Annotated in this window: 22 protein-coding genes; 7 read left to right on the top strand and 15 right to left on the bottom strand. The window is 55.2% G+C overall.

All coding sequences use genetic code 11. The features are described 5' to 3' along the window. Nucleotides 1-69: 69 nt before the first annotated feature. The 4 genes from C0557_RS13540 to C0557_RS13525 all read right to left on the bottom strand — a co-directional run bounded on the left by C0557_RS13540 (nucleotide 70) and on the right by C0557_RS13525 (nucleotide 4222). Nucleotides 70-1320 carry an NAD(P)/FAD-dependent oxidoreductase gene (locus tag C0557_RS13540; protein ID WP_208658802.1) on the bottom strand — a complete coding sequence of 417 codons (1251 nt, stop codon included), beginning with the start codon at nucleotides 1318-1320 and terminating at the stop codon, nucleotides 70-72. A 130-nt stretch (nucleotides 1321-1450) separates the two neighbouring features. Then, nucleotides 1451-2269 (bottom strand): ABC transporter permease, encoded by an 819-nt coding sequence (locus C0557_RS13535; protein ID WP_208658801.1) that lies wholly within the window; start codon nucleotides 2267-2269, stop codon nucleotides 1451-1453. Nucleotide 2270: 1 nt separating this feature from the next. Then, nucleotides 2271-3125 carry an ABC transporter permease gene (locus C0557_RS13530; protein WP_208658800.1) on the bottom strand — a complete coding sequence of 285 codons (855 nt, stop codon included), beginning with the start codon at nucleotides 3123-3125 and terminating at the stop codon, nucleotides 2271-2273. A 65-nt stretch (nucleotides 3126-3190) separates the two neighbouring features. Then, nucleotides 3191-4222, bottom strand: coding sequence for a PotD/PotF family extracellular solute-binding protein (locus C0557_RS13525; RefSeq protein WP_208658799.1), 1032 nt, complete (start codon nucleotides 4220-4222; stop codon nucleotides 3191-3193). A 95-nt stretch (nucleotides 4223-4317) separates the two neighbouring features. On the opposite strand from C0557_RS13525, the gene C0557_RS13520 reads away from it, so the two are divergent. Together C0557_RS13520 and C0557_RS13515 are read left to right on the top strand one after the other, a co-directional pair. After that, on the top strand, nucleotides 4318-4491 hold the full coding sequence (locus C0557_RS13520; RefSeq protein WP_208658798.1) for a hypothetical protein: 174 nt from the start codon (nucleotides 4318-4320) through the stop codon (nucleotides 4489-4491). A gap of 74 nt (nucleotides 4492-4565) precedes the next feature. Beyond that, the gene (locus C0557_RS13515) at nucleotides 4566-5528 is read left to right on the top strand and encodes a LysR family transcriptional regulator (protein ID WP_007371825.1); all 963 of its coding nucleotides are present in this window, start codon (nucleotides 4566-4568) and stop codon (nucleotides 5526-5528) included. Between the two features lie 59 nt (nucleotides 5529-5587). On the opposite strand, the gene C0557_RS13510 is transcribed toward C0557_RS13515, so the two are convergent. From C0557_RS13510 to C0557_RS13475, 8 genes are all read right to left on the bottom strand, one after another. Next, on the bottom strand, nucleotides 5588-6517 hold the full coding sequence (locus C0557_RS13510) for a glyoxylate/hydroxypyruvate reductase A (RefSeq protein WP_253073819.1): 930 nt from the start codon (nucleotides 6515-6517) through the stop codon (nucleotides 5588-5590). Next, nucleotides 6514-6963: a type II 3-dehydroquinate dehydratase gene (locus tag C0557_RS13505; RefSeq protein WP_208658797.1), complete on the bottom strand. Its 450-nt coding sequence runs from the start codon at nucleotides 6961-6963 to the stop codon at nucleotides 6514-6516. The genes C0557_RS13510 and C0557_RS13505 overlap by 4 nt, the downstream gene beginning before the upstream one ends. A gap of 12 nt (nucleotides 6964-6975) precedes the next feature. After that, a complete protein-coding gene (locus C0557_RS13500) occupies nucleotides 6976-7587 on the bottom strand; it encodes a glutathione S-transferase N-terminal domain-containing protein (RefSeq protein WP_208658796.1) in 612 nt (203 codons plus the stop codon). Further along, on the bottom strand, nucleotides 7584-8567 hold the full coding sequence (locus C0557_RS13495) for an NAD(P)H-quinone oxidoreductase (protein ID WP_253073818.1): 984 nt from the start codon (nucleotides 8565-8567) through the stop codon (nucleotides 7584-7586). Before C0557_RS13495 ends, C0557_RS13500 begins: the two co-directional genes overlap by 4 nt. Before the next feature lie 18 nt (nucleotides 8568-8585). Beyond that, entirely contained in the window at nucleotides 8586-9734 is a 1149-nt protein-coding gene (locus C0557_RS13490) for an ABC transporter ATP-binding protein (RefSeq protein WP_208658794.1), read from the bottom strand. 181 nt (nucleotides 9735-9915) lie between these two features. Next, complete coding sequence (gene argE, locus C0557_RS13485; RefSeq protein ID WP_208658793.1) at nucleotides 9916-11073, bottom strand: acetylornithine deacetylase; 1158 nt, start codon at nucleotides 11071-11073, stop codon at nucleotides 9916-9918. A gap of 15 nt (nucleotides 11074-11088) precedes the next feature. Beyond that, the gene (locus C0557_RS13480) at nucleotides 11089-11763 is read right to left on the bottom strand and encodes a DUF1028 domain-containing protein (protein WP_208658792.1); all 675 of its coding nucleotides are present in this window, start codon (nucleotides 11761-11763) and stop codon (nucleotides 11089-11091) included. 4 nt (nucleotides 11764-11767) lie between these two features. Then, nucleotides 11768-12202: a RidA family protein gene (locus C0557_RS13475; RefSeq protein ID WP_074779022.1), complete on the bottom strand. Its 435-nt coding sequence runs from the start codon at nucleotides 12200-12202 to the stop codon at nucleotides 11768-11770. Between the two features lie 552 nt (nucleotides 12203-12754). Here C0557_RS13475 and C0557_RS13470 point away from each other — a divergent pair. From C0557_RS13470 to C0557_RS13460, 3 genes are all read left to right on the top strand, one after another. Beyond that, entirely contained in the window at nucleotides 12755-13288 is a 534-nt protein-coding gene (locus tag C0557_RS13470; RefSeq protein ID WP_208658791.1) for a chorismate mutase, read from the top strand. A 542-nt stretch (nucleotides 13289-13830) separates the two neighbouring features. Further along, nucleotides 13831-14208 carry a hypothetical protein gene (locus C0557_RS13465; protein WP_208658790.1) on the top strand — a complete coding sequence of 126 codons (378 nt, stop codon included), beginning with the start codon at nucleotides 13831-13833 and terminating at the stop codon, nucleotides 14206-14208. Between the two features lie 231 nt (nucleotides 14209-14439). After that, nucleotides 14440-15780, top strand: coding sequence for a glycoside hydrolase family 28 protein (locus C0557_RS13460; protein WP_253073817.1), 1341 nt, complete (start codon nucleotides 14440-14442; stop codon nucleotides 15778-15780). Between the two features lie 88 nt (nucleotides 15781-15868). Here the strand turns inward: C0557_RS13460 and C0557_RS13455 are convergent, their stop codons facing one another. Further along, complete coding sequence (locus C0557_RS13455) at nucleotides 15869-16231, bottom strand: helix-turn-helix domain-containing protein (protein WP_208658789.1); 363 nt, start codon at nucleotides 16229-16231, stop codon at nucleotides 15869-15871. A gap of 332 nt (nucleotides 16232-16563) precedes the next feature. Between C0557_RS13455 and C0557_RS13450 the strand changes: the two genes are divergently transcribed. After that, nucleotides 16564-17739 (top strand): efflux RND transporter periplasmic adaptor subunit, encoded by a 1176-nt coding sequence (locus C0557_RS13450; protein WP_208658788.1) that lies wholly within the window; start codon nucleotides 16564-16566, stop codon nucleotides 17737-17739. 23 nt (nucleotides 17740-17762) lie between these two features. Beyond that, complete coding sequence (gene oqxB / locus C0557_RS13445; RefSeq protein WP_208658787.1) at nucleotides 17763-20918, top strand: multidrug efflux RND transporter permease subunit OqxB; 3156 nt, start codon at nucleotides 17763-17765, stop codon at nucleotides 20916-20918. A gap of 64 nt (nucleotides 20919-20982) precedes the next feature. On the opposite strand, the gene C0557_RS13440 is transcribed toward oqxB, so the two are convergent. Both C0557_RS13440 and C0557_RS13435 read right to left on the bottom strand, forming a co-directional pair. Then, nucleotides 20983-21462 (bottom strand): Rrf2 family transcriptional regulator, encoded by a 480-nt coding sequence (locus C0557_RS13440; RefSeq protein WP_208658786.1) that lies wholly within the window; start codon nucleotides 21460-21462, stop codon nucleotides 20983-20985. 312 nt (nucleotides 21463-21774) lie between these two features. Continuing rightward, the gene (locus C0557_RS13435) at nucleotides 21775-22257 is read right to left on the bottom strand and encodes a glutathione peroxidase (protein WP_208658785.1); all 483 of its coding nucleotides are present in this window, start codon (nucleotides 22255-22257) and stop codon (nucleotides 21775-21777) included. Nucleotides 22258-22355: the final 98 nt, after the last annotated feature.

The following is a 22355-nucleotide window of genomic DNA, read 5'->3' as shown; positions in this document are numbered from 1 at the left end:
GGTTATCCAGGACGGTGTGGCTAAATAACGATGATTTAGCCACTGATGACAAGCAGAATACGCAGACAATTATGATTTAACGTAGTCGGTATACGCGTTCTGCAAAACAATATGGTCGGCAATATATTTCGCGTCGTGCCATACACCATAAATAAACGATGATGCCCGGTTTACTAAATTGGGCAGGCCGAGAAAATAAATGCCGCGCTCGGCGGAAATACCGCGTTTATGGAATGGCAGACCTTTTTCGTCGAAGGCATCCACTTGCAGCCAGCCGAAATCAAATTTAAAACCCGTCGCCCAGATAATGGTGGTAATACCCGCTGCGGCAATATCTAATTGTGCCAGCGGATTGAGCAAACATGGCGGATCCGGCAGCAGTTCCCACGCCTGCGGCTCCGGGGGCAGATCCAGCCCGTTGCGTTCGATGTAAGCATCCGCATCGCGCAGCACGTCAAAGTAGGCGTTATCGCCCGCAGCGATATTCTCCGCCAGGCCTTCGGCAAAGCTCAGGACACCGTTATCCCAGCTTTGAGTGATGCCCACCAGCGTAATGCCCATATGCGCCAGGCGACGGAAATCGACGGTTTTACCGCCTTCGTAGCCGCTTACCGCAAAGGCAACGTGCTCTTTTTTCGGTTTTATTTTCACTTCATCCCACAGACCAAGCGCGCCGAGCCACCAGCAGTAATCACGGTCGCGGTAGGTGCGCGGCGGGCGATAATGTTCGCCGACCGACAGATAAACGTCCCGGCCCGTTTTACGCAACTCTTCGGCAATTTGCGTACCGGAAGCGCCTGCGCCCACCACCAGCACGCCGCCTGCGGGCAATTGCTGCGGATTTTTGTAGACGGAAGAGTGAATCTGCTGCACGCCTGCGCTTTCCGGCACGATCTGCGGGAAAGAGGGTTTCTGAAACGGGCCGGTGGCGGCCACCACATTGTCGGCCTCAAATTCACCGGCAGAGGTCACCACTTTGAATCCGCTGCGCCCTGCCAGGCGCACAACCTGATGCACCTCAACGCCGGTGCGTACGGGAGCGTTAATCATCCTCGCATACTCTTCAAAATATTGCGCCATGCGCTCTTTCGGCGGAAACGCTTCCTGGGAAATATTGTCGAATTTCAGCGACGGGAAGCGGTCGTGCCACGCCGGACCATTCGCCACCAGAGAATCCCAACGTTCAGAACGCCAGCGCTCAGCGATGCGGCTGCGCTCCAGTACGACGTGCGGCACGCCCATTAATGCCAGATGCTCGCTCATGGCAATACCGGCCTGACCTGCGCCGACAATGACGGTATTCATTTTTTCTACTGACATGTTGAATCCCTAAATCCAGGCGACCCTCGATAGTTTTATCGCGAAGCGTAATCGGGTGTCGTATTAATGATAATCAGGCGTCTTAAAGGCAGCGCACGGGAAAATCCAGTGCGCCTTCATTCACGGTTAATTAATGTCTGCTCTCAACATTTAATATTTTCCCCAGGCCGAAATACTTATTGGTGATAATTAATAAGGTGGCGGTGACGGCAATATAAATAACCGACAGGGCCGCCAGCGTCGGGTCAGCAAATTCACGCACATAGTTGTACATCGCCACCGGTAAGGTCTGTGTCGCCTGGGTAGTAATAAACAACGACGCGGTAAATTCGTTAAACGAGAGGATCGCGGCAAACAGCCAGCCGCCAAACAGGCCCGGCAAAATCAGCGGTATGGTGATGGTCCACACCACGCGCAACGGCGATGCGCCAAGGCTTGCCGCCGCCAGTTCAATGCGCTGTTCAAGGTTTTTTATCGACACATAAACGCTGCGCAACACAAACGGCAATACCAGCACGATATGGCAGAAAATCACCAGTGGATAACCGCGCCCGAGGTTGAGTTGCGACACCAGCATCAGCAGGCCGAGGCCAATGGTGAAGTGCGGGATAAACAGCGGTGACAGCAGAATCCCTTCCAGCACCTGCTTGCACGGAAACGAATAGCGTTCGATAGCAATCGCCAGCGTGGTGCCGATGATCACCGCCAGTGACGATGCCCATGCGGTGACAATAAGCCCGGAGTAGAAGCCGTGACGGAAATCATCGTAATTCACCGCGCGCTCGAACCAGCGCAGCGACCAGCCTTTCGGCGGGAAGAACAACACGGCGGTACTGCTGAACGAGGAGATAACGACCACGATGGTCGGCAGCATCACAAAAAGCAGAATAGCGGCGACCAGCAGGCGGCCCGCCAGTACAGTCAGTTTGTCGTTGATCGAACGGGTCATATCAATGCTCTCCCATCGCGTGCAGGAATCGGGTCATGCGTTTGAGCGCCATCAGCAGCAGGATGGTCAGGATCAAACCGGCGATGCTCAGCGCGGCAGCAAACGGGAAATTCATCGATGAGAAACCCAGTTGATAGACCATGGTCGCCACGGTGCTGACGCGTCCGCCGCCAATAAGTTGCGGGGTGGCAAAGGCGCTAAAGGTCCAGGCAAACGCGGTCGTGAGGCTGGAGACAATGCCGGGAATTGAGAGGGGAATTGTCACGGTCAGCAAGGTACGGAGCGGCCCTGCGCCCAGGCTGGCGGCGGCTTTCTCGTAATCCGGGTTAATGTGCGACAACGCGGTCGCCAGCATCAGCACCATGATGGGCATGGTCACGTGCACCAGGGCCAGCACCACGCCGGTTTGCGTAAACATAAACTGAATCGGCCTGGAGATGACGCCCAACGCCAGCAGCAAACTATTCAGGAAGCCGCTGTTACCCAGCACAATAATCCAGGAATAGGTGCGTACCACTTCGCCGAGAAACATCGGCGTAATCGCAATAATCAAAATTGCGGATTTGATCCACGTGGTGCGGGTGCGCACCAGCGCATACGCCAGCGGGTAACTCATCAGCAGGCCGAAAATAGCGGTTTTCGCGCTCAGCATGACGGTGTTAATAAACGCATCGGCATAGATGCTTTTGAACAGGCCTTTGAAGTTCGCCAGCGTAAATCCGCCCACCTCGAGCGAGCCGGGAATATAGGCGCGCACGCTGAACTGCATCACCGCGAACATCGCGACAACCAGCCCGACGGCGGCGAGCGTCGCGGGAATAATGAACCACGGTAAAAATGTCGGTTTTCTCGTCATAGACCTTGCTGCCTGAGTAATGTGCTGCCGGTAGAACCCGGGCGACCCGCAAGTCGCCCGATAAATCAATGAGACATGATGTTTTCAGAGAACCACTGACGCCACTCTGCGGTTTTCTCGGCGCGCAGCTGCGGATCGGTATTGATGGTGGCATTCCACTGCGCAGGCGTGGTGAGCATGCCCGGCAGTTTCGCCAGCTCAGGATCGATATGCGCGTTGGTTACCGTTGGGCTGCCGTGATAAATCTTTGCCACCTGCTCCTGAATTTCCGGCTTCAGCGCAATATTCATAAACTTGTACGCGAGATCGCTATGTTGGGTGCCTTTGTTGATACCAATGGTATCGACGCCCAAAATCGCCCCCTCTTTGGGGATCGCCAGTTTGACGTCCACCCCTTCAGCCATCATGTTGTAGGCGTTCATTGACAGCATCACTTGCACCGGGGTTTCGCCGGTAGAGATCAGTTGCTGGCTGTTGGCATCATCGGTATAGAAAGATTTGATATTCGGGATCAGCGCTTTCAGCTTCGCCTGGCCTTGCTGCCAGTGCGCCGCATCGGTGCCGGAGAGTTTGGCAGCCACCGCAATGATATGGCTCGGATCCCAGTCTGGCAGCGCCAGCGTGCCTTTCAGCTCGGGTTTCCACAGATCGTTCCAGCTGGTAAAGGTTTCGCCTTTGGGCACCAGGTCCGGACGATAACCGATGGTGTAAACGTAGCCCCATACGCCGAGGTGATAAGGGCTGACTTTCGCCTGTTGCACCAGGTTTGCCGCGTTCGGGATTTTGCTCATATCGAGTTTTTCAAACAGGCCAGAGTTGGCGTACAGATAGCCCACATGCGCGGTGGTAAAGGTGACGTCAGTTTCTGGTGAACCGCCCGCCAGCTTGGCTTTGTTGAGGCGATCAATGGTGCCGCCGGTGACAAACTGCACTTCTACGCCGGTCTCTTTGGTGAACTCTTTGGCAATGGTTTGATCGATCAAATCTTTAAAACCGCCGCCCCAGGTGCTGACAATCAGCTTGTCAGCGGCCATCGCATTGCCTGCGCTGAGCACGCACGTGGTCAACAACGTTAAGGCACAAATCTTACGCAACATATTCTCATCCCCATCTTATGAAATGGCTGTTGTAGCAATCTGAAACCCGACGCGCCGGAACGGTGCAAACGGTGTTCCCTGGTGTGAAATCGATAATGACGTGGGGAGTTGATGGCGTAAAACAGCCTTTTCCTCGCCGTTGCATCAGGATTTCTGACGCTAAAAAAGGCGCTGCTTTGCAACGGATTTTCTTAACCAGTGATAAGGCTGAAGGGAAGGAAGGCACAACAAAACCAGGGGATTATGCTGTTATTCGTCGTTTGGCATGATAAGTGCATAAAAATAAGCACTATTAGAATGACTGACGCGACATGATCGCGTCGGCGATCTCAGGAGAACCTGCATGCTCAGTCGCATTACCCAGCGTCAGCTGGAATATTTTGTCGCCTCGGGAGAGGCGGGCAGCATCATTGGCGCCTCAGAACGTATCCACGTTTCATCGCCGTCGATCTCTGCTGCTATCACCCATATCGAATCTGAACTGGGCGTACAGCTTTTTGTGCGCCATCACGCGCAGGGCGTTTCGCTCACGGCGATCGGTCATCAGGTTCTGAAAGAGGCGAAGCTCATTCTGGAGCAGATGCTGAATCTTTATACTATCGCCTCGGAATCCATGAACAATGTGCGCGGCCCGCTGCGCGTGGGCTGTCTGGATACGCTGGCGCCCATGCTGACGCCCGAACTGGTGTTCGGCTTTGGCCGCGCGTTTCCCGGCGTGCGCATTACGCTTGTCGAAGGCAACCATGAACAGTTGCTGAAACAGCTACGCACCGCCGACATCGATATCGCGCTGACCTATGATCTCGTTCCCGCCAGCGACATCGCCTTTACCTCGCTGGCACAGTTGCCGCCGTATGTAATGGTGGGGGAACATCATCCACTGGCGACGCAATCGGCGGTGACCATTCAGGATCTGGCGACGATGCCGATGGTGTTGCTGGATATGCCGTGGAGCCGTGAATATTTCCTTGGCCTGTTTAGCGAGGCGGGCGTGACGCCGAATGTGGTAATGCGCTCCAGCAATATGGAAGTGGTGCGCGCGATGGTGGCAAACGGCGTGGGGTTTGGTATCGCCAACGTGCGGCCGAAAGCGCATCTCTCCCAGGATGGCAAACGCCTGATTCGCGTACGGCTGGCCGGGACCAACAGGGCGATGCAACTCGGTTACGCGACCGCCGCTCATACCCAGCACTCGATGGTGGTTAACGCCTTCGCAGAGCGCTGCCGCGTTTTTATCTCCGACCAGTATATTCCTGGCATGGCGGCACCCAGCTATTTCGATCCGCAGGTGGTGCGGGTGGCGTGACAGATGCCCGGCGGCGCAATGTCGGCAGCATCCCTGCCAGACATTGCGGCATAAATTGGTTAATACCCGCGCGCCGGGAACACCTGATTGGTCACCGATTCACCGCGTGCGGCGCGCTGGATGTTTTCTGCCACCTGCTGTGCGGCGCTGGCAGGGATGGCAACCGAGGCCAGATGCGGCGTGATCAGCACGTTGTCCATCTGCCACAGCGGATCGCAGGAAGGTAGCGGCTCGCGGTCAAACACGTCCAGCGTGGCTTCAGCAATCTGCCCTGAGCGCAGTGCGTCCGTCAGCGCCGCCTGATCGACAATCGCCCCGCGCGAAACATTAATGAACGCCGCGCCATGCGGCAGGCGCGACAGCCGTTCTGCACTGAGCAAACCCGCGGTGTGCGGCGTGAGCGGCAGCATGACCACCAGAATGTCGCTCTGGCTGAGAAAATCATTCAGCGACGCCAGGCCACTGCTGCACCTTATACCCGCCATCGCTTTTGGTGAACGCGACCAGCCGCGCACGTCGAATCCCTGGCGTACCAGTTCCCGCGCCGTATACGCGCCCAGCTCCCCCAGGCCCAGCACACCGACCCGGATGCCCGAAGGTTTGCGTGGATGCAGGTAATGCCAGCGCTGTTCACGCTGCGCGCGCTCAAATGCCGGGATATCGCGCGCGTAGCGCAGCACGGCAAACAGCACGTACCCGGCCATCATGCGCGCCATATCCGGATCGGAGAGACGAATGATCGGAATATCCGGCAGATCGTCGCGTCCCACCAGCGAATCAACGCCCGCGCCGAGATTCACCAACAGTTTGAGATTGCGGTACGGCGCAAAGAAGCCATGCGGCGGTTTCCATGCCAGCGCATAGTGCACCTCGTCGGGGTTTTGCACCGTTTCGGCGCGGCAAATCGTCACGCCGGGCAAATGTGGGGCAAGTAAATCGGACCACTCTTCGAAGCTGTCGAATTCGCTGTAAAACACTAAAGTACTCATGCAGCGCGCGTTCCCACCAGGTTGACCAGCGCATCAATCGCCAGCTCGTAACCGGCTGCGCCCAGCCCGGCAATCACACCGGTTGCCGCTTTCGACACCAGCGAGTGATGGCGGAACGGCTCGCGCTGCCAGATGTTGCTCATATGCGTTTCAATAATCGGGCCATCAAACATCAGCAACGCATCAAGAATAGGCACCGAACTGTAGGTCAAACCCGCCGCATTGATAATTAACCCCACGGCGTTCTGGCGCGCTTCCTGAATCCAGTCAACCAGTACGCCCTCATGGTTGCTCTGGCGAAAATGCAATATCACACCGTGTGACGCGGCGCGGCGCTGACAGCGCTCTTCAATGCTGACAAAACTTTCGCTGCCGTAAGTGCCGTTTTTATCCAGCCCATACAAATTGGCGTTCGGCCCATTGAGAAAATAGATCTGCTGTGACATGCACACTCCTGATTAATACGGGCGCGTCGCGGCCATCGCCGGATGCGCATCGAAGACGGCGAACCACGCGGCGGTAAGCGGGTGGCTGGCGCGCCAGTTGAGTCCGGCAAAGCGGAAGTCGAGATAACCGAGCGCACAGCCAATGGCAATCAGCCCGATATCGTTGGGTTGATCGCTGAAACCGCTGACCTGGCCTTCGATCTCTGCCAGTGCGGCGGCGACTTTTTTCAGCTGCGCATCGGCCCAGTTCTGCCACTGCTTCTCAGGGGGACGCGCACTGAATTCGTAACGTGCGAGCAATGCAGCATCAATGGTTCCATCACCCAGCGCCTGCCGCGCCAGGCTTCTCCAGCGTGCATCACCGTTTTCGGGAAACAAATCGCCTCCGGCCCGCGCATTGAGGTATTCGCAAATGACCCGGCTGTCATAGAGACAGATCCCGTTTTCGGTGCGCAGCGCCGGTACTTTTGCCAGCGGATTGAACTCGGCGATACGTTCGTCGCGTTCGATCGGGTGGGCGGCAGAATCCAGCCGTTCCATCTCATCAACCAGACCCAGTACGGTTGCGCACACCATCACTTTGCGCACATAAGCGGACGTGGTGGCATAAAAGAGTTGCATCATGACGCCACCTGCAGCAGCACTTTGCCGATGTTGGCGTTGGCTTCAAGGATACGATGAGCGTCGGCGGCGTGCGCTAACGGCAAGGTTTGATACAGCGTCGGTGCGATTTTGCCTGCGGCGATCAGCGGCAGCAGATGTTTGCTGATGCACTGCGCCAGCCGCATTTTCTCGGCCACGCTTTTGGGGCGCAGGGTGGAAGAGGTCAGGCTCAGCCCTTTACGCATCACCAGTTGCAGATCGAGTTCAATCTTCGCGCCCTGCATAAATGAAAGACTGACATGACGTCCGCCCGGCGCTAACACGCTCAGGTTGCGCGCCACGTAATCGCCACCGACATTGTCCAGCACCACATCGACACCGCGTCCTTCGGTTGTGGCAAGCACGACGGCGACGAAATCTTCGCTGTGGCGGTTGATGGCGCGCCATACACCGAGTTGTTGCAGCGCCGCGCTCTTTTCACTACCGCCCGCCGTCGCAATTACGCGCGCCCCGCATGCCTGTGCGCATTGAATGGCAAATGTGCCAACGCCGCTCGCCGCACCGTGAATCAGTACGGTTTCGCCCGGCTGCAAACGCCCGAGTTCAAACAGGTTATGCCACACGGTAAATGCCGCTTCCGGCACGCCTGCGGCCTGCGCGAGCGGCAGCGTCTCCGGCACCGGTAAACAGAGTTCAGCACGCGCCACGCAGTAGTCCGCATAACCGCCGCCATTGAGTAGCGCCATGACCGGCGAGCCCACAGCGGGGAATTCAACGCCCGCGCCCAGTGCCACCACGGTGCCGGAGACTTCCAGCCCCAGCACATCGGTGACTCCTGGCGGCAATGGCATGCCGTTGCGTTGCAGGATATCGGGGCGATTGACCCCCGCACTGGCAACACGAATCAGCACTTCACCCGCACCAGGCTGTGGCACAGGGCGCTGTACGCGTTCTAACACCTCCGGGCCGCCAGGGCGGCAGGCAATCACGGCATTCATCATTTCAGGTATCATCGCGGCTTATCCCAGGTTCGCCGTGCTAAACGCGCACACGCCTTCGTCATCAACATTCACGCCAACCAGGCTGCCGACGGGCCAGCGCGTCAGCGAATTCAGGCCGGACTGGCGCGCAAACAGCGCGGCGCTACCCAGCGCGGGCACATCAAGATGGACATCAACATGATCGCCCTGAAAGACATGGGCGATAACCGTGGCGCTAAACAGTGAATGCGGGCCAAGCGCGGCTAACTGAATATTTTCCGGACGGACGTAGACATCAAGGCGTTCGCCAATCGTGGCATGGACGCGCTCCGCGGGCAGACGCAGCACATTACCGCCCAGCTCAAGGATTGCATCGCCATCGCGACCGGCGTAACGCCCCGGCAGAATGTTGACATCACCGACAAAGCCCGCGACAAACGGATCCTGCGGACGACGATAAATCTCATCCGGCGTGCCGATCTGGCGTACATGGCCTGCCGACATCACCACCACGCGATCGCTCATGCTCAGCGCTTCACCCTGATCGTGCGTCACGAAGACGGTGGTGACGCCCAGCTTGCGCTGAATCGCTTTCAACTCAACCTGCATTGACAGGCGCAGGTTTTTGTCCAGCGCGGAGAAGGGTTCATCCAGCAGCAGCACTTTAGGGCGAATGACCAGCGCGCGGGCCAGCGCCACACGCTGCTGCTGGCCACCAGAAAGTTCACGTGGTTTGCGATGGCCATAACCGGCAAGTTTCACCAGCGCCAGCGCCTGCTCAACGCGTTCAGCGATCTCGGCTTTCGGCACACCGCGCATACGCAGGCCGTAGCCCACGTTCTTTTCGACCGTCATATGCGGGAACAGCGCGTAGTTCTGAAAGACAATGCCGATTTCACGCTGCCAGGGCGGTATATCGGTAACCAGATCGCCATCAATAAAGATCTCGCCGCCATCCGCTTCGGCGAAACCCGCCATCAGATTCAGCAGCGTGGTTTTACCGCAGCCTGAAGGGCCGAGCAGCGTAATAAATTCCCCTTCTTCAATCATCAGGGAAATTTTGTGTAGGGCGATGGCATCGCCAAAGCGTTTCAGTACGCCATCAAGCCGTACGGCAACGTTAGCGTTGTGCGCGACGGGGGGCAGCGTTGCGGGCTGCGGGAAGGTGGTGACTTCTGCACTGACCATGGAATCTCCAGAAACGGGCTATCAAATACTGACTACCAGCATACGGCTTAAACGCGCATCACGCGGTTAGTGCTTCCTGAAGCTGGCATTTGGAAAAGTTAAAGCAGTGGGTGGGGTGGATAAATGCAGGGCGGCCAGGACGCGCCCTGCGTTTACGCTGCGATGTTGTTGGACGGCAACGTTATGCTTTTTGGCACATCCACGTCGCAAGACGACGTAGCAGGGCATCGCAGGCGTCCATCTGTTCGACGGTGATAAATTCATCCGCTTTATGGCCCTGCGCCATACTGCCCGGCCCGCAGACCACGCTTGGGATACCCGCCTGATGAAACAACCCGCCTTCCGTACCGAATGCGACGGTACTGAATGCTTCAGAACCGGTGAGATGGGCAAGCAGCCGCGCAGCGGCGCTTTGCGCAGCGGTGTACAAACCGGGATAACCGCTGATGGGATAAAAGCGGATCGCTGCGTCGCTATTCACGGCGTGCATTTGCGGCAGGAGTTCGCGCTGCGCGTAACGTTCCAGTTCCTGGGCCACTTCCTGTGCGTCATCCTGTGGCAATGTGCGTACCTCGAAGTCAAACGTACATTCGGCAGGCACGATATTTAGCGCCCGACCGCCCTGAATAACGCCCGTTTGCACAGTGGTAAACGGCGGATCAAAACGCGCATCCAGGTGCTCCGGCGCAGCCAGCCGCTGGCCTATCACCGTAAGCTGGTGGATAAGCTTTGCGGCATATTCGATGGCATTCACCCCCTGTGGTGCGTAGGCCGAATGACAGGCGGCACCCTGTACTTCACAGCGCATACCGAGCTTGCCTTTGTGGCCGAGCACGGGTTGCAGCTCGGTGGGTTCGCCAATCAGGCAGATATCGGGTTTTTCCGGGCGACGGGAGAGCGCATCCAGCAGGGTTCGCACGCCAAGGCATCCCACTTCCTCATCATAGGAAATGGCCAGATACAGCGGTTGCGCCAGCGGCTGCGCAAGAAAATAGGGTACGGCTGCCAGCATGCAGGCGATAAAGCCTTTCATGTCCGCCGTGCCGCGACCGTACAGTTTGCCTTCCCGCTCAGTCAGCACAAAGGGGGGAACGCTCCAGCTCTGCCCGTCAACGGGCACCACGTCGCTGTGACCCGAAAGCATCACACCGCCGCTACCCGGCGGGCCAAGCCGGGCATACAGATTCGCTTTGCTGCGTTCGGCGTTGTGGATCAGTTCGCAGTCAACGCCAAGCCCGGTTAAGTAGCGGCGAACAAAATCGATCAGCGCCAGATTAGATTCGCGGCTGGTGGTGTTAAACGCCACCAGTTGTTCCAGCAGTTTGCGGCTGCTCATCATCGGATCTCCTTGCGGTTACTCGTCGCCCGGCACGCCGTAACCCGGCGCACTGCGGGGATCGAGCGCGCGGGTTAAATAGTCCTGCATCTGCGGTTTATAGGCCTGCCAGAGCTGGCTAAGTTCAGCAATCGGGTTGGCGTCGGTCCAGTCGACGCGCAAATCAACAATCGGCCAGACTGGCGAATCGACAATCGACAGCGCCGCCGAATGCACCGGGCCGGCTTCCCCGCCTGCTTGCAGCCCCGCCTGCATCGCGGCAATGAGCCTGTCTGCCAGATGCCCGGACTGCTGTTCGAAGGCGTTGACCATCGCGGTAATGACATCCGCATTTGCCAGCAGATTACCCGCCGCCACGCAGTTCTCCCCACGCAGCGCGTTGTTCACGCCCAGCGTCTTTTCACCGCTGTAGCACGCGCTTTCACCGCTGGCCGTCAGCACGGTAACCTGCCGGTACATGAAGTACTCATCCGTGCCAAGCCCGAATTGCAGTGCGGTTTCGGCAGAGTCGCCTTGCTGTAACCGATCCAGAATGCGCGGCCCCAGCGCCGGTAAGGTGATGTTTTGTGTTGATACCGCGCCGACCTTGCTGCGCAGCCAGGGGCAGCGCGCGCCAACCGCGATGCTGGAAGAGCTGATAGCAATGCCGATCTGGCCGGTTTGCGCGCAGCGTCCGATAATCGATAACGTCATGATTTTAGGCTCCTGATTGCGGCTGCCAGTCGTCCGGGATCACCGCGATAACATCAATTTCCATCAGCCACTGTGGCTGACCAAGCGCAGAAATGACCAGCCCGGTTGAGATCGGAAATACGCCTTTCAGCCATTTGCCAACCACCTGATAAACCGGCTCGCGGTAGCGGGGATCGATGATATAGGTGGTGGTTTTAACGATGTGTGACAGATCGCTGCCCGCTTCTTCCAGCAGTTGCTTAACGTTCTTCATCGCTTGCTCGGCCTGCGCCGCCGGATCGCCAAGCCCCACGAGATTGCCTTCGAAATCAGTACCAATCTGGCCGCGAACGTACACGGTATTGCCTGCGCGCACGGCCTGACAAAGATCGTTATCAAGTGACTGATTTGGGTAAGTCTCTTTCGTATTGAATTTGCGAATGCGGGTATGTGTGCTCATGTCTGCCTGCCTGGAAATGGATTCCTGGCAAGGTATACCTTCTCAGGCATAACAAACAAAACAGAATAATCCGAGGCGTTAGTTTAGAAAATGCGAACACCCCTCCAGACCCGCATTGCTTTTGCCATCATAAAACGGCGGAGCGCCCCAGCCCTAAAGGCCCGGTAACGTTTTTTTCCACTTTTCAATCGCAGCCTCGTACCAGACTTGCGGGCCGTCGATGAATCTACATGGATATCAGCGCGTTACATTTCCTTACCTAAAGCCGCTTTGATGAAATAATAACGTAATTAAATTAATGAAAAGTCAATGATGTGTGCAGGCGCCTGGTTTGCCGCTGATTCCCGCAGGCGCTTTTGTTCAGCCAGTGTTAATCACGTCATTGCGTATCTGAAAGGAGAGCTTGCTAACCGCCTGCGCTGCGAGATAACGAGCGGTACAGAAAGTTGGCTTTGCTTATAACAAAGCGCTTACATTCAGAAACGAAATAGTGATCTTTAGTTATATGTGCGCGGGTAAATTAAGTGTCTCACCTTACTTTGAGGGCTGGTTATGAAGAATTTCGCATCAACTCTACTCATGTCAGGAAGCGTTTTTGCGGGAGCATCGGCTTCCATTTGTCTTAATGCCCTTGCGTTAATCTTGACCGAACGCATGCAGATAATGAGAGATGTTGCGGCTTACAAGGCGAAGTATCGTTTACCCGTGGAGGATTTAGCGCGGGAACAAAAGGTGTTGGCGGCGGCGCGAAACACTGCGCAAGAGGCCGGGCTGGAACCGCAGTCAGTGGAGTCGTTCATCACTGCGTTAATGACTGCGGGGAAAACGATACAGTATCGCTATCTGGCAGACGGGTTTTCGCCAGCAGATTTATCTGTCACCCAACGGGATCTTGAGGGAATCAGACAGCGTATCAATGAACTGGACAAGCAACTGCTGATGACCATCAGCCAGCGGCTTCGCACGGGGCAACTCTCTTATTCAGAGCGGGCCTGGCTGGCTGAGAAAACCGCGTCCCCGAATCTGACTGAAGCAGAGAAGGATAATCTACTGGACACCATGCGTTTTATTCAGCGTGCCGCGTAGGAGACCGCTGCTGCGCTGCCAGGCGATCCAGCGTCGGTGATGGTAAACATTTTCGAGCCACTGATCATTCAGAGCGATTTGATTAACGCTTTGAATGCCTGTGTGGCACGAAAACCTATTTCATCACAACGATTAAATCCCGACAGGGTCGGCTGGCGGCAATATCAAATCTGATAATTCAGGTGCGGGAAATTAACGATAATTCATCATTATCTGATTCCAGTTACAACGCTTTTGTTTTCTCATTTGCCAAGCAAATCGACGCAATTTCGTCATATTTCAGGTTCACGTGATATCCGGTTTTTTATGTCACTGAAAGCCATTTATCGCTATACGCTGGTGATATTTAACCGCGTTATTGCAGTAAAATTTAAATTTATAATGTTAAATTTCTCTAATGAAAGTGAGAACATCATCGGATGAATTCCCGACGGTGATTTTTACCGATATTACAATGCAGTTTACTTTTTTATGCCTCCGGATAATAACATCAACCATAGCCGGTGACAGTGTTGGCATTAATGACTATTTACGGAGTGAACATGGCAGCTGAAACACGTAATTTTATTAACTCTATCGTTAAAAACTTTAAAGAAGCCATTGGCTTGATTAACGTGTTGATCCTGGAACCCGAAGAGCCCGTTACCTTGCGTTTGCTGCACGGTAAACTGGACGTTATCAAGGCCGGTATTGAACAGGATGTGCGCCTGTTAACCCGGACCAGTCTGGACAGCAACGCGATGCTTTGTCTTTACCCGATACATAATGCGTTAAACGCGCTGAACTATTGTCTTGGGATTCTGCGATACATGCCGTTAAATAATCAGTTTTATCATGATTTCGAAGAGGTTAAGCATGCTGTCAATGCTCTTGATGCCATATCAGGACGGGTTTTTACAAATCCGGGAAGTGATGAATAAGCATAGATTCCCCTTTTACATGAAATAAAAAGAAAAAAACGTACGGGTTGCTAAAGCCAGCGCGATTTAATCGATGAACGCCTGTTCACTGACTATTGCAGAAATGAAGAAGCGAAAAATTATATTTTTTCTCAACGAACATAAACACCACTTCAACTGAATACATATTCGCCAGATGTTTTTATCGCGGCGGCGCTACAATACTTTAATAATTCTGATGTTGGGATCATTATGTTTATTCTTCGCTGTCATTTGAACGTAATCATCGCTGGTATGTTCATCGTCCTGGTATCAGGGTTCAGCGCGACGATATTGGCCGAGGATAGCCCTGATTTGTCTGAGCCTGTACTGCCCGCGCATATCTGCGCAAAACTGGCTCCCCGGCAGGCTTATTCAGCAGGTGACGATACACAACGACTTCAGTCGGCTATTAATAACTGCCCCAAAGGTGAGGCTTTACAACTCCTTGCGGGTCGTTTCTCCAGTGGACCTTTGATAATGAAATCTGGCGTCACACTCTGGATTTCACATGGCGCAATGCTGGCAGCAAATACTGACCCACGTGTTTACGACAAAAATGGGCGCTGTGGAACCCTCGATCACAAGGGCAATGGCTGTCGGCCTTTTATTCTTTTTAAGCATACCGACGGTGGCGGCATTGTCGGGGAGGGGATGATTGATGGGCAGGGCGGTGAGCGGATGACAGGAGAGAATGAATCCTGGTGGCAGCTGGCTCGCCGCGCGCAGACAGAAGGTGGGGCGCAGAATGTGCCTCGCCTGATTGAAATAGACGATGGCTCAAATATTCTTTTTCACGGGATCACGCTGCGAAATTCACCTGGATTCCATGTCACCCTGAAAAATGTCCGGGATGCGACTTTCTGGGGCGTACGTATTGATACTCCCGCGAATGCCCGCAATACCGACGGCATCGATCCTGTTTCGTCGCAGAATATCCTGATTGCTCACAGCTTCATCAGAACCGGTGACGATAATGTGGCGATTAAAGCTGGCGCCGGTGGGCCCACGCGTCATGTGCGGTTAGTGGACAACCATTTTTATTGGGGACACGGCATGTCCATTGGTAGCGAGACGGTGGGCGGTGTCAGCGACATTCGGGTGCGTGATTTGACGCTTGACGGTACGACCTCAGGGCTTCGCATCAAAAGTGACATCAGCCGGGGCGGAATTGTCAGCGATATCCGCTACGAAAATATTTGTATGCGGGGGAATCGGCGGCCGCTCGACTTTGATACGCGATATGACGCACACGCGATCGGTAATAATATTCCCCTCTACCGTGATATTTCCCTGACGCATATTTCCGGCGAAAGCGGGCAGTTGGTGTTACGCGGTTATGATGCCGCTCATACTTTGCATTTTGCCCTGAACGGCGTCTATTTCAGCAATGCGGCCCGCTGGCTCATCGAAGCGGCGCAGATCCGCATTGGCCCTGACGGCGTCTCGCCTGTTCCTGCGGGAGAAGTCTCGTTACAGCGATCGGTTGTTCCTGTCGATTGTGCAAAAAACTGGATCCCCTTTCCCGTGACGGATGCGCCATCAGTAAAATGAATAGCGCAGAAAGCGTTTAATGAAACGTCAAACCTGACACACCGGGCGGCCTGCTGCTGTCAGGCCGACGATTTCCCTGAACGACGCACTAGTTTGATCGCTGGCACAATGCTTGCGTTTTAGGGCCGCCGATACTGCGACGCCACGCGCCGGGTGCCTGACCAAACTGACGCTTGAAGCTGCGGTTGAAGGACTGCTGGGAGTCAAAGCCTAACGCCATCGCCACGTTCAAAATCGGTTCGTCGCTGTGGGCTAAGCGCTCGACCGATTTTTTCAGCTTTTGCGCGCGAATATACTCGGCGAGACGATAGCCAGTATGTTCTTTGAATATCCGCTGGAGGTGCCATTTCGAATAGCCAGCACGCCTGGAAACGGTGGCAATGTCCAGACGGTTTTCAAGGTTGTTGTCGATCCAGTCGAGCAAATCGTGAATAAATGCGCCAGTGTTCATCTTGTTTCCTCACGCCGCTTATTAAAAGCATCTTTATCTGTTGCATTTAAAGGTGGCCCGCTTTTGCATTAATTGCAAGTTTTATTGTTGCATTTAAAACCCTGTACGAAACGGGGCATTTACCTTTGCCTCAAATAGCACATAAAGTGCAACAATTATTCTTGCACTTAGTTAAGCGCCTTCCTACAATCGCCGCGATAGTGTATTCGGAACTGTTACAGTTTTGTGGCGATGAACGACACAAATGGCCTTAAGCCAGCCCGGACAAAGGAAGTGGCGCGGCATCTCCTGCTGCGTCTTGCCCGGCGGCTACAATTAGCGGAATAAAAATAATGAGCCTGCATAAACCTTGGGTTAACTTTCATCTGAATGCGCTGGGAGCGATGTTCTTCTCCGTACTGCTCGTCGGGTGCGATAGAGGTGTTGCGCAAAATGCCGTGCCACAAGCTCCTGCCGTCAGCGCAGCGAGTGTGGTGGTGAAATCCATTAGTCAGTGGGATAGCTTTAACGGTCGGATTGAAGCGGTGGAAAGCGTTCAGCTACGCCCCCGCGTCTCCGGCTACATTGATAAAGTGAATTACACCGACGGCCAGGAGGTGAAAAAGGGCGAGGTGCTGTTCACGATTGATGACAGAACCTATCGCGCCGCGCTGGAACAGGCGCAGGCGACGTTGGCGAGAGCCAAAACACAGGCCAGCCTGGCGCAAAGCGAGGCTAACCGTACTGATAAGTTGATCAATACCAACCTGGTATCCCGTGAAGAGTGGGAGCAGCGCCGTTCGGCCGCTGCCCAGGCGCTGGCCGACATTCGCGCCGCGCAGGCGGCGGTTGACGCCGCGCAACTTAACCTGGATTTCACCAAAGTGACCGCGCCTATCGATGGCCGCGCCAGCCGTGCGTTGATCACCAGCGGTAATCTGGTCACTGCGGGTGACAGCGCCAGCGTGCTCACCACGCTGGTGTCGCAAAAGACGGTTTACGTCTACTTTGACGTGGATGAGTCAACTTACCTTCACTATCAAAATCTCGCCCGCAGCGGGCAGGGGGCGTCCAGTAATCACCTGGCGCTACCGGTTGAGATTGGCCTTGTTGGCGAAGAGGGCTACCCCCATCAGGGCAAAGTGGATTTTCTGGATAATCAGTTAACGCCGAGTACCGGTACGATCCGTATGCGCGCGCTGCTGGATAACGCGCAGCGTCAGTTCACGCCGGGACTGTTTGCCCGCGTACGCCTGCCGGGCAGCGCTGAATTCAAAGCCACGCTTATTGACGACAAAGCGGTGCTGACCGATCAGGATCGCAAATATGTTTATATCGTTGATAAAGAGGGTAAAGCGCAGCGTCGCGATATTACGCCGGGTCGTCTGGCAGACGGTTTGCGCATCGTGCAGCAGGGGCTGACCCCGGGCGACAGAGTCATCGTCGATGGTTTACAAAAAGTGTTTATGCCGGGTATGCCGGTTAACGCGAAAACCGTTGCCATGACCGTCAGCACCGCCCTCAACTGATCCCTTACCTGAGAATCCGACACATGGACTTTTCCCGCTTTTTTATCGACAGGCCAATTTTCGCCGCGGTACTGTCGATTCTGATTTTTATTACAGGATTAATCGCCATCCCGCTGTTGCCGGTCAGCGAATATCCTGACGTCGTACCGCCAAGCGTGCAGGTGCGAGCGGAGTATCCAGGTGCCAACCCGAAAGTGATTGCAGAGACCGTGGCGACGCCGCTGGAAGAAGCGATCAACGGCGTTGAGAACATGATGTACATGAAATCCGTCGCCGGCTCCGACGGCGTACTGGTGACCACCGTAACGTTCCGCCCGGGTACTGACCCCGATCAGGCACAGGTTCAGGTGCAAAACCGGGTATCGCAGGCCGAGGCGCGTCTGCCGGAAGATGTGCGGCGTTTGGGTATTACCACCCAGAAACAATCGCCGACGCTCACGCTGGTGGTACATCTGTTTTCTCCTGGCGGTAAATACGATTCACTGTATATGCGTAACTACGCCACGCTAAAAGTAAAGGATGAGCTGGCGCGTCTGCCTGGCGTCGGCCAGATTCAGATTTTTGGCGCGGGCGAATACGCGATGCGCATCTGGCTGGATCCCAATAAGGTGGCGGCGCGCGGGTTGACTGCCTCGGATGTGGTGACGGCAATGCAGGAGCAAAACGTCCAGGTTTCCGCCGGGCAGCTTGGCGCAGAACCGCTGCCGAAAGAGAGCGATTTCCTGATCTCGATTAACGCCCAGGGACGTCTGCACACCGAAGAAGAGTTTGGCAACATTATTCTGAAAACGGCGCAAGATGGCACGCTGGTACGCCTGCGCGATGTGGCGCGTATAGAAATGGGTTCCGGCAGCTATGCGCTGCGTTCCCAGCTTAACAATAAAGATGCGGTCGGGATTGGTATCTTCCAGTCTCCGGGGGCGAACGCCATCGATTTGTCTAACGCCGTGCGCGCCAAGATGAACGAACTGGCCACGCGTTTCCCGGAAGATATGAAATGGGCGGCACCTTACGATCCGACGGTTTTCGTTCGCGATTCCATTCGCGCGGTTGTGCAAACGCTGCTGGAAGCGGTGGTGCTGGTGGTACTGGTGGTGATTCTGTTCCTGCAAACCTGGCGCGCGTCGATTATTCCGCTGATCGCGGTGCCGGTATCGGTCGTGGGAACGTTCAGCATTCTCTACCTGCTTGGTTTTTCGCTTAATACCCTGAGTCTGTTCGGGCTGGTATTGGCTATCGGTATCGTTGTCGATGACGCCATCGTGGTAGTGGAAAACGTTGAGCGAAATATCGAAGAGGGGCTGGTTCCTCTCCAGGCGGCGCATCAGGCGATGCGGGAAGTGTCCGGGCCGATTATCGCCATTGCGCTGGTGCTGTGCGCGGTGTTCGTGCCGATGGCGTTTCTCTCCGGGGTGACCGGTCAGTTCTACAAACAGTTTGCGGTGACGATCGCGATTTCGACGGTGATCTCCGCCATCAACTCGCTGACACTCTCTCCGGCGCTGGCAGCACTGCTGTTAAAGCCGCACGGCGCACCGAAAGACTTCCCGACCAGGCTTATTGATCGTCTGTTCGGTTGGCTGTTCCGTCCGTTTAACCGCTTTTTCCACCGTAGCTCGACCGGCTATCAGGGGCTGGTTGGCAAAACGCTCGGACGACGTGGTGCGGTGTTTGTGGTTTATGTGCTGCTGCTCTGTGCTGCGGGAGTGATGTTTAAAGCCGTACCCGGCGGGTTTATTCCGACTCAGGATAAGCTCTATTTAATTGGCGGTGTGAAAATGCCGGAAGGTTCTTCGCTGGCGCGCACCGATGCGGTGATCCGCAAAATGAGCGAAATCGGTATGAATACCGAAGGCGTGGATTATGCGGTCGCCTTTCCTGGGCTTAATGCGTTGCAGTTCACCAATACGCCGAATACCGGGACGGTCTTTTTTGGCCTGAAACCGTTCGACCAGCGTAAACATTCTGCGGCGGAAATTAACGCTGAGATCAACGCGAAAATCGCGCAAATCCAGCAGGGCTTTGGTTTCTCCATTTTGCCGCCGCCGATTTTAGGGCTGGGTCAGGGTTCTGGCTATTCGCTGTACATCCAGGATCGCGCCGGTCTTGGCTATGGCGCGCTGCAAAGTGCGGTGAACACCATGTCTGGTGCGATTATGCAGACGCCGGGGATGCATTTCCCGATCTCAACCTACCAGGCCAACGTTCCGCAACTGGATGTGCAGGTCGATCGTGACAAGGCGAAAGCGCAGGGCGTGTCGCTGACCGACCTTTTCGGTACGCTGCAAACTTATCTGGGCTCGTCTTATGTGAACGATTTTAACCAGTTCGGGCGCACCTGGCGCGTAATGGCGCAGGCCGACGGGCCATTCCGCGACAGCGTGGAAAATATTGCTAATTTGCGCACCCGTAATAATCAGGGCGAAATGGTGCCGATTGGCAGTATGGTGAAGATCACGACCACCTATGGGCCGGATCCGGTGATTCGCTACAATGGTTATCCGGCCGCGGATCTCATTGGTGATGCCGATCCTCGCGTACTCTCTTCCGCACAGGCGATGACGCAACTGGAGGGTATGTCTAAGCAGATACTGCCGAATGGGATGAATATCGAGTGGACGGATCTGAGCTTCCAGCAGGCCACGCAGGGCAATACGGCGCTGATCGTCTTCCCGGTTGCGGTTCTGCTGGCGTTCCTGGTGCTGGCGGCGCTGTATGAAAGCTGGACGCTGCCGCTGGCGGTGATCCTTATCGTCCCGATGACGATGCTGTCCGCGCTGTTTGGCGTCTGGTTGACCGGTGGCGATAACAACGTGTTTGTGCAGGTTGGTCTGGTGGTTCTGATGGGGCTGGCCTGTAAAAACGCGATTCTGATCGTTGAGTTTGCCCGCGAACTGGAAATTCAGGGGAAAGGTATCATGGAAGCCGCGCTGGAGGCTTGCCGCCTGCGTTTGCGCCCGATTGTGATGACTTCCATCGCCTTTATTGCCGGGACGATTCCGCTGATCCTCGGCCACGGCGCGGGGGCCGAAGTGCGCGGCGTCACCGGGATCACGGTATTCTCCGGTATGCTGGGCGTGACGCTGTTTGGCCTGTTCCTGACGCCGGTGTTCTACGTTACGCTGCGTAAATTCGTCACGCGCGGCAAAAAAGTGGAAAGGGACGTTTTACCTGCGTAAGTTGTTGCAGATAACAAAAAACCGCCTTCACAGTGAGGCGGTTTTTTTTGCAACAGGTCAGTAATTAAGATGTTTTTTTATACTGGGCGATAAGTTCAGGCAGCGGATCGCACCCGCTGGTATCGGCTTTTTTGACCTCTTCCAGCGCGCTTGCCACGGTATGTTGCGCTAATACCAGTAACGAAGCCTGCTCTGCTTCATTGGCGATAGATTTGAAATACCAGCAGGCGTTAGCGCTGACCACGCAGCGAGCCGGTACGTCGGGACGCAACGCCCACAGTTTTTTATCTTCGATTACGGAAAGATAGATATCGCGCAGGGTGATCTGTTCCGGTGGGCGACCAAGATGAATAGAACCGTTGCGGCCAAGCGTTGAGACAATAATGCCGTCACGCGTGAGTGGAACCATTAATTTGCGGATAAAGCTCGGATTTGCTTCCAGACCGTAGGCCAGAATCGCACTCGTCGAACGTTCACCTAATTGCTCCGCCATCGCTACGCTGAGAACCATCTGCAAAGCTGTCGGGAAGCGGTAATCTAACATTTTTGTATCCTGGGTTGCGGTGAATCTTATTCTTTTTGGCACCGCAGAGGTGAATAATCAATGAGCAACAATATAACAAATACGGGAATTTTTTTGAAGCCGTCACGATTGACCTGGCTCGTAAAAAAGAGTTTCCAGTCCGCGCCGAATGTGAGCAACGTATCAATCCGCGCACTTTCTTGATCGCAACTTCCCGGTGCTGTTTGTCAAACGTAACGCCACTGAGATATAGCCCAGTCAACGAACGCATAAGCGAAATTTTTAAATCAAACCGTTCAACAAGCCTGCGTTGAAGGGGCGAATGACAAACACTCAGATTTCAAGTGCCGCAAGGATTGCGGCTTCCATTTTCGCCGGGGTGGTAAACGGTGCAAAACGCTTGAGCGGTTTACCATCGCGTCCGACCAGGAACTTCGTGAAGTTCCACTTGATTCGCCCACCCAGCACGCCGGGCAATTCGTTTTTCAGATAACGAAATACCGGGTGCGCTGCGGTTCCGTTGACCTCGACTTTCGCGAACATCGGGAAGCTCACACCGTAATTAATGTGACAGGTCTGCGCGATGTCGTCGGCACCGCCGGGTTCCTGTTTACCGAACTGGTTGCAGGGGAAACCCAGCACCACCAAACCGCGGGCGGCGTATTTTTTGTAGAGCGCTTCAAGGCCGATGTATTGTGGTGTAAAGCCACAATGGCTGGCGGTATTCACGACCAGAACCACCTTACCCGCGTAGTCGGCCATAGAGATAAGCTGGCCGCCCAGACTGGTGGCGGTAAGTTGATGAAAGGGAGTCATAGCGGAATCCTCAAAGCAGAACCCGTTCGACGTCAACGGTCACGTAGCACAGGGCATGGGTTGTGGAGAATAGATCCTGTTCCTGATTGCGTGGCAGG

This window comes from Kosakonia sp. MUSA4, from assembly GCF_013085925.1.
In the GTDB taxonomy this organism is placed as follows: Bacteria; Pseudomonadota; Gammaproteobacteria; order Enterobacterales; family Enterobacteriaceae; genus Kosakonia; species Kosakonia sacchari_B.
This window is presented reverse-complemented; position numbering and strand designations above follow the sequence as displayed.

What these genes read in the sequence shown, in the direction of transcription:
- C0557_RS13540 (WP_208658802.1), bottom strand. Translation starts at nt 1,320, where the DNA reads ATGTCAGTAGAAAAAATGAATACCGTCATTGTCGGCGCAGGTCAGGCC.
- C0557_RS13535 (WP_208658801.1), bottom strand. Translation starts at nt 2,269, where the DNA reads ATGACCCGTTCGATCAACGACAAACTGACTGTACTGGCGGGCCGCCTG.
- C0557_RS13530 (WP_208658800.1), bottom strand. Translation starts at nt 3,125, where the DNA reads ATGACGAGAAAACCGACATTTTTACCGTGGTTCATTATTCCCGCGACG.
- C0557_RS13525 (WP_208658799.1), bottom strand. Translation starts at nt 4,222, where the DNA reads ATGTTGCGTAAGATTTGTGCCTTAACGTTGTTGACCACGTGCGTGCTC.
- C0557_RS13520 (WP_208658798.1), top strand. Translation starts at nt 4,318, where the DNA reads ATGACGTGGGGAGTTGATGGCGTAAAACAGCCTTTTCCTCGCCGTTGC.
- C0557_RS13515 (WP_007371825.1), top strand. Translation starts at nt 4,566, where the DNA reads ATGCTCAGTCGCATTACCCAGCGTCAGCTGGAATATTTTGTCGCCTCG.
- C0557_RS13510 (WP_253073819.1), bottom strand. Translation starts at nt 6,517, where the DNA reads ATGAGTACTTTAGTGTTTTACAGCGAATTCGACAGCTTCGAAGAGTGG.
- C0557_RS13505 (WP_208658797.1), bottom strand. Translation starts at nt 6,963, where the DNA reads ATGTCACAGCAGATCTATTTTCTCAATGGGCCGAACGCCAATTTGTAT.
- C0557_RS13500 (WP_208658796.1), bottom strand. Translation starts at nt 7,587, where the DNA reads ATGATGCAACTCTTTTATGCCACCACGTCCGCTTATGTGCGCAAAGTG.
- C0557_RS13495 (WP_253073818.1), bottom strand. Translation starts at nt 8,567, where the DNA reads ATGATGAATGCCGTGATTGCCTGCCGCCCTGGCGGCCCGGAGGTGTTA.
- C0557_RS13490 (WP_208658794.1), bottom strand. Translation starts at nt 9,734, where the DNA reads ATGGTCAGTGCAGAAGTCACCACCTTCCCGCAGCCCGCAACGCTGCCC.
- argE (WP_208658793.1), bottom strand. Translation starts at nt 11,073, where the DNA reads ATGATGAGCAGCCGCAAACTGCTGGAACAACTGGTGGCGTTTAACACC.
- C0557_RS13480 (WP_208658792.1), bottom strand. Translation starts at nt 11,763, where the DNA reads ATGACGTTATCGATTATCGGACGCTGCGCGCAAACCGGCCAGATCGGC.
- C0557_RS13475 (WP_074779022.1), bottom strand. Translation starts at nt 12,202, where the DNA reads ATGAGCACACATACCCGCATTCGCAAATTCAATACGAAAGAGACTTAC.
- C0557_RS13470 (WP_208658791.1), top strand. Translation starts at nt 12,755, where the DNA reads ATGAAGAATTTCGCATCAACTCTACTCATGTCAGGAAGCGTTTTTGCG.
- C0557_RS13465 (WP_208658790.1), top strand. Translation starts at nt 13,831, where the DNA reads ATGGCAGCTGAAACACGTAATTTTATTAACTCTATCGTTAAAAACTTT.
- C0557_RS13460 (WP_253073817.1), top strand. Translation starts at nt 14,440, where the DNA reads ATGTTTATTCTTCGCTGTCATTTGAACGTAATCATCGCTGGTATGTTC.
- C0557_RS13455 (WP_208658789.1), bottom strand. Translation starts at nt 16,231, where the DNA reads ATGAACACTGGCGCATTTATTCACGATTTGCTCGACTGGATCGACAAC.
- C0557_RS13450 (WP_208658788.1), top strand. Translation starts at nt 16,564, where the DNA reads ATGAGCCTGCATAAACCTTGGGTTAACTTTCATCTGAATGCGCTGGGA.
- oqxB (WP_208658787.1), top strand. Translation starts at nt 17,763, where the DNA reads ATGGACTTTTCCCGCTTTTTTATCGACAGGCCAATTTTCGCCGCGGTA.
- C0557_RS13440 (WP_208658786.1), bottom strand. Translation starts at nt 21,462, where the DNA reads ATGTTAGATTACCGCTTCCCGACAGCTTTGCAGATGGTTCTCAGCGTA.
- C0557_RS13435 (WP_208658785.1), bottom strand. Translation starts at nt 22,257, where the DNA reads ATGACTCCCTTTCATCAACTTACCGCCACCAGTCTGGGCGGCCAGCTT.